Below are 6,888 nucleotides of genomic sequence, written 5' to 3'. Positions count from 1 at the left end.
CTATGACAGGGGAAGGCATAGCTGATTTAATAAAAGAAATAGTTCACATGACAAAAGATGAATTAAATGAAAAAGATATAAATACCATATCTCGTCTTCCAATAGACAGAAGTTTTAGTATATCAGGGTTATTTTTATTTTTCAATAAAGTAGTTAATATTTTTATTTCATTTTTAGTTAATTCTATGGTATTTTCATTATTTTTAATAATGCCCTTTTCCATATCAAATATTAAGTCTCCATAACGCATCACATTATTTGAGACACTATAATTATAAACTCGTCTTATAATTCCATTAATCTTTGTAACAAGTATATCTATGGAGAATGGTTTTGTAATATAATCATCTCCTCCATTATTGATTCCCATTATTAAATCCATATCTGAATCTCTAGAAGATAAAAATATGATTGGCACATTTGATATAGTTCTTATTCTTTCACACCAATAAAATCCATTATATAGCGGCAAGTTTACATCTAAAATTATTAAATCAGGTCTTTTATCTATAAATTCTTCCATTATCCTCTCAAAATCATCAATTAAATCAACTTTAAACCCCCATCTTTCTAATGCTAATGAAGTTTCTTTGGATAAGTCTATATCATCTTCTATTAATAAAATTTTATACATGCTCATTTTCTCCTTATTCAAATTGCTTCCATCATTATTAATTATGGTCAACTTTCATTATTTTGTATATATTATTTTTAACTTTATTTAAAAAAGACTATCACAAAAATAACTTTGAATTCTCCTGTAATAGTCTCTTTTTTAATCAATTTTATTTTATATTCAGCTCTATATTTCCTGTGAAATTATCTCCTTTTATTCCAATATAATTACTTCCATCTTGAATTTTTAAAGTTACTTTATATACTTTATTATTTTTACATAAAACTACTGGTTTATCACTTCCTGATAATAAAATTAATTGAGCAGATCCACTTGTAGTATTGATTTTACAAGTAATTGTCACTTCAGATCCACTCTCATGTTCTATTGAAGTTCCTCCAAATACATACTCTATTCCAGAATAATTTTCATACTGTGCAATATAAGTTCCCACATAGTCATCTACTCCAAATTCTCTGTCACCATTCAATTCATAATTACTTGTAAGAGTTCCTTTGCCAGTGCTTTGAATTATATTATTATAATGAGTTAAAATTTCATTTTTAGAGCATCCGGTTGATACTGCTATAATAAATATCAGTATCACACAAACAAATAAATTTTTTATCATTTTATCTTCCTCTATTTTTAGATTAATTTAATTATCATAAATTATTCTTTTGAACTTTCTAACAGACACCACACCATATATTACAAATATCACTAAACAAATTACTAAACTTAATATATATATGTTAATTAAATTTGCCATTAGTAACTCTCCTGCTAATTTTAATGCAAAGTAACTTGATATTGCTGCAATTATCATTGGCAAAGCATAAAATATAACCACCTCTTTAAATACTGCTCTATTAATTTCATTCTCTGTAGCACCTATTTTTATTAAAGTAGTATATTTCTCCTTATCCTCATAAGCGTCACTATATATTTTCATGTAGATAATACTTCCAGCAATTATTGCAAATACTATGAACAAGAATACAAGAACTGCATAAGCAAACTTCATCCACTGACTTTCATTTTGTGCCTTATATCCATTTTGTATATATCCACTTTTTAAATTTAAACTTTTTTCAAGGCTATTAAACATCATTGTACTATTCTCTTCGTTTTCTATCTTTGCTCCATAAAAGTATCCTTGCTGCCCCTTATCTTTTAATTTCTCATAAGTACTATCATTTACAACTATAATACTCTCATTAACACCAGTACCTAATACTGGTAATTTTACTTCTCCTTTTGAAATCTTATATACTTGTCCATCAATTTTAACTTCGCTTTCTTTTTGTGCAAGAGTCATAATGGTCTGAGGGCTTTTTAATGTTATTACATTATTCCCTCCAACTAAGCTTTTTCCGTACTCTTTTGATTCTTCTTCATTTCCATTTATATTAAGAATATTTATGAAATCACTATATTTCATTATTACATCCATAGTATCATAGATATACTTACTATCCTTATTTTCTAAAAATGTTAACTCTGTATTTACTTCATATTTTATTTTGTTAGTATTTTTTATTATATTATCAATTTTTTCTTTATTCACTTCATTTTTATCTGGGGAAAATATACTAACTGTGTATATATTTCTTTGGGTCTGAGCATTTTCTTGCATATATTTAATAGCAACTGCACCCCCAAGTGTTGATATAGTTGCAGTAATCATAATTGCTATTATGGCATAAGTTTTATAATTTTTACTTAATCTATGATTTATATTGTTAATAGCAATTATATTTTCCCCATTAAATAATATTTTTTTATTTTTCATTATTAAACTAAATAATACAGGCATAACTGATTTGAATAATCCATAAGTTCCTATGATAACTACAATCACTACTGTAACTGAACTCATTATATTTTCACTTCTTATATTCAGAGAAAGATAGTAACCATATCCTATTACGAAAATTGATATTATAGCTAAGATGTATAATCCAATTCCTACTTTGGGTATTTTTTCTTGTTTTTTAGAAGCATTTATTAAATTAATTACACTACTTCTACAAATAGTTATAAATCCTTTTACCGACATTATCATAAATATTGCTATAAATATTACGCTTGCAGAAATCAATGCTTTTATGCTAATTCCATTAGCTATATCTATATGAAATCCAGATAGTTTTATTATTATAGCTTGGAAAAATTTTGAGGTAATTATGCCTATAATTAACCCTATTAAACAAGAACTTATACCTATAAGCATATTCTCTACAAAATATATCTTCCCAATAGTATATAAATCCAACCCCATAAAAGATAAGATTCCAATTTCTTTTGATCGATTTTTAAAGAATACATTAGTTGCATACCATATAAAGAAAAATAAAAATACTGATAATATTACAATTACGGACATTAATACTGCCGAAGTAAATTTTGCATTTTCTCCTTGCAATGCTTTTATAGCCTCTCCATATTGTAATAGTTCAAAATTAGTCAGAATTACTACTGAAAATACCATAGATATGAAAAATGCTCTGTAAGTTCTTAAATTACTTTTAAAATTATTATATGCGATTTCTAATATACTCAACTATATGTCACCTCCCATAGAAGACAACATATCCATTATTTTGCTATAAAATGCTTTTCTACTATCTCCTTTATTTAATTTACATTTTATAGTACCATCGTTTATCATATATACTTCATTAGAATAACTTGCCGTTTTAGGATCATGAGTAATCATTATAATAGTTGCATTACTCTCTTTATTTATCTTTTCTAATGCGTCTAAAAGTTCATACGCTGATTTAGAATCTAATGCCCCCGTAGGTTCATCTGCAAATATTACTGATGGATTTGTAATTAAGGATCTAGCCGCTGCACCTCTTTGCTTTTGTCCTCCTGATAGTTGGTATGGATATTTATCTAAATGATTTTCTAATCCAAACTTTTTAGATATTTCAATAACTTTATCCTCTATTTCTTTGCTTCTCTTCTTTCCAAGCGCCAAAGGAAGAGCAATATTATTCATAAGAGTCATATTATCTAATAAGTTATATTCTTGAAATATAAATCCAATTTTATCTCTTCTTAGTTTTGATAATTCTTTATTTCTTATATTTGATACATCTATTCCCTCTAATATAATCTCCCCTGAAGTTTGCTTGTCCAGCGTTGACATTATATTCAGTAATGTGGTTTTTCCTGCTCCTGATGGTCCCATTATAGCTATAAAATCGCCCTCTTTTACTGTTAAGGATATATCTTTTAATACCTTTGTCTTAAAGCCTTTTATTCCATAATCTTTACATATATGTTCAACTTTTAATATTTCTTTCATATAATTAACCTCCTAAGTCACTTTAATATTTAATATATTATTATTTTAAATCTTTCTAATAATTAAATCCTTAATTAAAGATTACATTTTATTCTCTAATGTTACACTTTAGTAACATAGAAAATAATTATGTTATAATTATCTAATTGATATGAAGTTTATACACATTCATTATAGGGTATAAACTAAATCTATATTTTAACTATATAAAGGAGATTACTATGTGTGATTTTGCCTCTAGAAATAAAGAATTATTTAATAAATTAGATATATTTATGAATTCAAATGATAATAATGAAAAAATACTAATGAATACTTTACATCATGCTCAAAGTATATTTGGATATCTACCGAAAGATGTACAAGTGTATATTGCAGAAAAATTACATCTTCCTTTTAGCCAGGTAGAAGGTATTGTTAATTTTTATAGTTATTTTGTAACTGAGCTTAAGGGTAAATATAAGATAAAAGTTTGCCTTGGTAATGCTTGTAATAAAGATGATAGCCCTAGTATCCTGCGTGAATTTGAAAAATTAATTGGAATTAAAGCTGGTGAAACTACTAAAGATATGAAGTTCAGTTTAGAATCTGGCGGATGTGTAGGTGTTTGCCGTAAAACACCTATTGTTACCATAAATGGACGAGTTTATGAAAGTGTAACAGTACAAGATATTCCTTCAATATTAGAAAATTGTATTTAAAAATTAAAGGCTGCTTAAAAGCAGCCCTTTTCATTATATTTATTATTAAAAATTAAATTATTTTCCTTAATTCTCCATAATATATTCAACAAAGTTTGTATCTTCATTAGTATTTTCACTTTTTATTTTGAATCCCATTTTTTTATAAAACTCTACAGATTTATAATTATCCTTGTATACAGCTAAATTTAAGTTATTATATTCACTTTTTACATGTTCAATTAGAACTTTGCCTATACCTTGTCCTTGGCTGTCATTATCTACAAACAACGCTCCAATAAATTCATTGTTTATAATAGAAATAAACCCTTTTATATTCTCTTTTTCATAAACATAAGTCTCTGCCATAGGAATATAAACATTTTTCACTGTATTATAGTTATCTTCCCAATACTTTTTTTCTATGAAATCATGAGCTTTCACAGTACTCTTTAACCAAATGTCCATCACTCTATCTACATCATTATTTTCTAATTTTCTTATCATTAATTTAAGTCTCCTGATATTATTATTCATATATTCTAATTTTATCATTTATTATCTATTAACAAAATAAAAAGCATTCTTTTATTTATACTAAAAGCAAAGACTAATAAAAACTGTCATAAATGTGGATTATGTGCATCTCTTTGTCCTTCAAAATCAATTTCTCATGATAATCCCAGCATAACAGATGATTCAACATGTATTTCATGTATGCGTTGTATATCAATATGCCCAAATCATCTTCGTTATCTAAATAAAGTAATGTTATTTGTAGCAAGTCAAAAAATGAAAAAGTTATGTTGAACTTATAAAAAGAACCCGCTATTTTTATAAAAACTAAAATATTAGGTTATTTATTTTGTCCCACTTTCATTAATTTTTCATAATATAAAGTATATTGACACCTTTGGAGGATTGAAAATGGATTTTATAGACAGTATGATTTCAGAAAGACTGGGCGATTTATCTTTCTTTAACACAGCTACAAGATTATACAAATTTGAAAAAATAAAGAAAATGACTAATGATGCAAAAGCAAATAATCCAGATATTTCACTTATTAATATGGGAGTAGGTGAGCCTGATAAGATTGCTGACTCTAGTATTGTTGATGTTTTATGTAGAGAATCTCATAAAAATGAAAATAGATTCTATGCTGACAATGGAATACTAGAGTTCCAAAAGGCAGCTTGTAGATTTATGAAAAATGTGTATCATATAAACAATTTAACTTGTAAAAATGTGATGCATGGCATAGGTTCAAAATCTATTTTAGCCATGATTCCCATAGGCTTTATAAATCCTGGTGATGTTTGTTTAATGACTGTTCCAGGTTACCCAATAATGGGTACTTATTCTAAGTTTTTAGGTGGAGAAGTCTATAATCTCCCTCTTTGTGAAGAGAATGACTTTTTTCCTGATTTAGAAAATATTCCTAAAGATATTTTAAAAAGATCTAAACTTCTTTATATTAATTATCCAAATAACCCTACAGGACAAATTGCCACTAAAGAATATTATGAATACTTGGTTAATTTTTGTAGAAAAAATAAAATATTCATAGTTTCTGACTTAGCTTATGGTGCTTTGACTTATGGTGATAGTAAGCCACTTAGTATTTTTAGTGTCGATGGTGCTATGGACCTTTGTTTGGAAATTCACTCTCTATCTAAGAGTTTTAATATGACTGGTTTTAGAATGGCTTTTGTTGTAGGTTCTCCTAAAACTATAGAACTTTATTCTACTATTAAAGGCCATACCGATTCTGGACAGTTCATTCCTATTCAAAAAGCTGCTTCCTTTGCTCTTGATAATTATGAAAAGCTTATTGAAGAAAATATTGAGAGATATTCTAGACGTTTTGATTTACTAATTGATGTACTTAGAAAAGTTGGATTTAAGGTTGAAAAACCTAAAGGTGGATTTTATGTTTATCTTCCTATCCCAAAAGGCGCTGGTGATGTAATTTTTTATAATGCAGAAGATGCTTTTGCTTATATTTTAAATAATGCTATGATATCAACAGTTCCGTGGGATGATTGTGGTGCTTATTTAAGGCTTTCTGTTACTTATGAAGCTTATAATAAAGATGATGAAATTAACCTTATGAATGAAATTTATAATAGACTAATGTCTCTTAACTTAAAATTCTAGTATTTAAAAAATAAGGTGTAACCATTAAATTTGTGTGATTACACCTTGTTTTCTATCATAGTTAATTTTATTAAAAATTCTCATTTATTTTATTTTGATTAATATTATAATTC

8 protein-coding genes are annotated in these 6,888 nt (G+C 26.6%); 3 read left to right on the top strand and 5 right to left on the bottom strand.

All coding sequences use genetic code 11. The features are described 5' to 3' along the window. Positions 1-43: 43 nt before the first annotated feature. The 4 genes from NSA58_RS13235 to NSA58_RS13220 all read right to left on the bottom strand — a co-directional run bounded on the left by NSA58_RS13235 (position 44) and on the right by NSA58_RS13220 (position 3,935). Entirely contained in the window at positions 44-634 is a 591-nt protein-coding gene (locus NSA58_RS13235) for a response regulator transcription factor (protein WP_257560547.1), read from the bottom strand. A gap of 151 nt (positions 635-785) precedes the next feature. Continuing rightward, on the bottom strand, positions 786-1,247 hold the full coding sequence (locus tag NSA58_RS13230; RefSeq protein WP_074429790.1) for a hypothetical protein: 462 nt from the start codon (positions 1,245-1,247) through the stop codon (positions 786-788). Positions 1,248-1,274: 27 nt separating this feature from the next. Beyond that, the gene (locus NSA58_RS13225; protein WP_039678041.1) at positions 1,275-3,182 is read right to left on the bottom strand and encodes an ABC transporter permease; all 1,908 of its coding nucleotides are present in this window, start codon (positions 3,180-3,182) and stop codon (positions 1,275-1,277) included. Next, entirely contained in the window at positions 3,183-3,935 is a 753-nt protein-coding gene (locus NSA58_RS13220; RefSeq protein ID WP_039678042.1) for an ABC transporter ATP-binding protein, read from the bottom strand. It abuts the gene before it with no gap. 221 nt (positions 3,936-4,156) lie between these two features. On the opposite strand from NSA58_RS13220, the gene NSA58_RS13215 reads away from it, so the two are divergent. Then, a complete protein-coding gene (locus NSA58_RS13215) occupies positions 4,157-4,636 on the top strand; it encodes an NADH-quinone oxidoreductase subunit NuoE family protein (RefSeq protein ID WP_257560546.1) in 480 nt (159 codons plus the stop codon). Positions 4,637-4,702: 66 nt separating this feature from the next. Here NSA58_RS13215 and NSA58_RS13210 read toward each other — a convergent pair whose 3' ends face one another. Continuing rightward, positions 4,703-5,122, bottom strand: coding sequence for an N-acetyltransferase (locus NSA58_RS13210; protein WP_039678044.1), 420 nt, complete (start codon positions 5,120-5,122; stop codon positions 4,703-4,705). A gap of 57 nt (positions 5,123-5,179) precedes the next feature. Here NSA58_RS13210 and NSA58_RS21010 point away from each other — a divergent pair, with 57 nt between their 5' ends. Continuing rightward, positions 5,180-5,425: a 4Fe-4S binding protein gene (locus tag NSA58_RS21010; protein ID WP_139045079.1), complete on the top strand. Its 246-nt coding sequence runs from the start codon at positions 5,180-5,182 to the stop codon at positions 5,423-5,425. 117 nt (positions 5,426-5,542) lie between these two features. Further along, a complete protein-coding gene (locus NSA58_RS13200; RefSeq protein ID WP_074429789.1) occupies positions 5,543-6,775 on the top strand; it encodes an aminotransferase class I/II-fold pyridoxal phosphate-dependent enzyme in 1,233 nt (410 codons plus the stop codon). The last annotated feature ends 113 nt before the right edge of the window (positions 6,776-6,888 follow it).

It is taken from the genome of Terrisporobacter muris (assembly GCF_024621905.1).
In the GTDB taxonomy this organism is placed as follows: Bacteria; Bacillota; Clostridia; order Peptostreptococcales; family Peptostreptococcaceae; genus Terrisporobacter; species Terrisporobacter muris.
This window is presented reverse-complemented; position numbering and strand designations above follow the sequence as displayed.

Bases quoted from the DNA above. Each gene is read 5' to 3' on its own strand.
- NSA58_RS13220 (WP_039678042.1), bottom strand. From the start codon at position 3,935: ATGAAAGAAATATTAAAAGTTGAACATATATGTAAAGATTATGGAATA.
- NSA58_RS13235 (WP_257560547.1), bottom strand. From the start codon at position 634: ATGTATAAAATTTTATTAATAGAAGATGATATAGACTTATCCAAAGAA.
- NSA58_RS13210 (WP_039678044.1), bottom strand. From the start codon at position 5,122: ATGATAAGAAAATTAGAAAATAATGATGTAGATAGAGTGATGGACATT.
- NSA58_RS13230 (WP_074429790.1), bottom strand. From the start codon at position 1,247: ATGATAAAAAATTTATTTGTTTGTGTGATACTGATATTTATTATAGCA.
- NSA58_RS13215 (WP_257560546.1), top strand. From the start codon at position 4,157: ATGTGTGATTTTGCCTCTAGAAATAAAGAATTATTTAATAAATTAGAT.
- NSA58_RS13200 (WP_074429789.1), top strand. From the start codon at position 5,543: ATGGATTTTATAGACAGTATGATTTCAGAAAGACTGGGCGATTTATCT.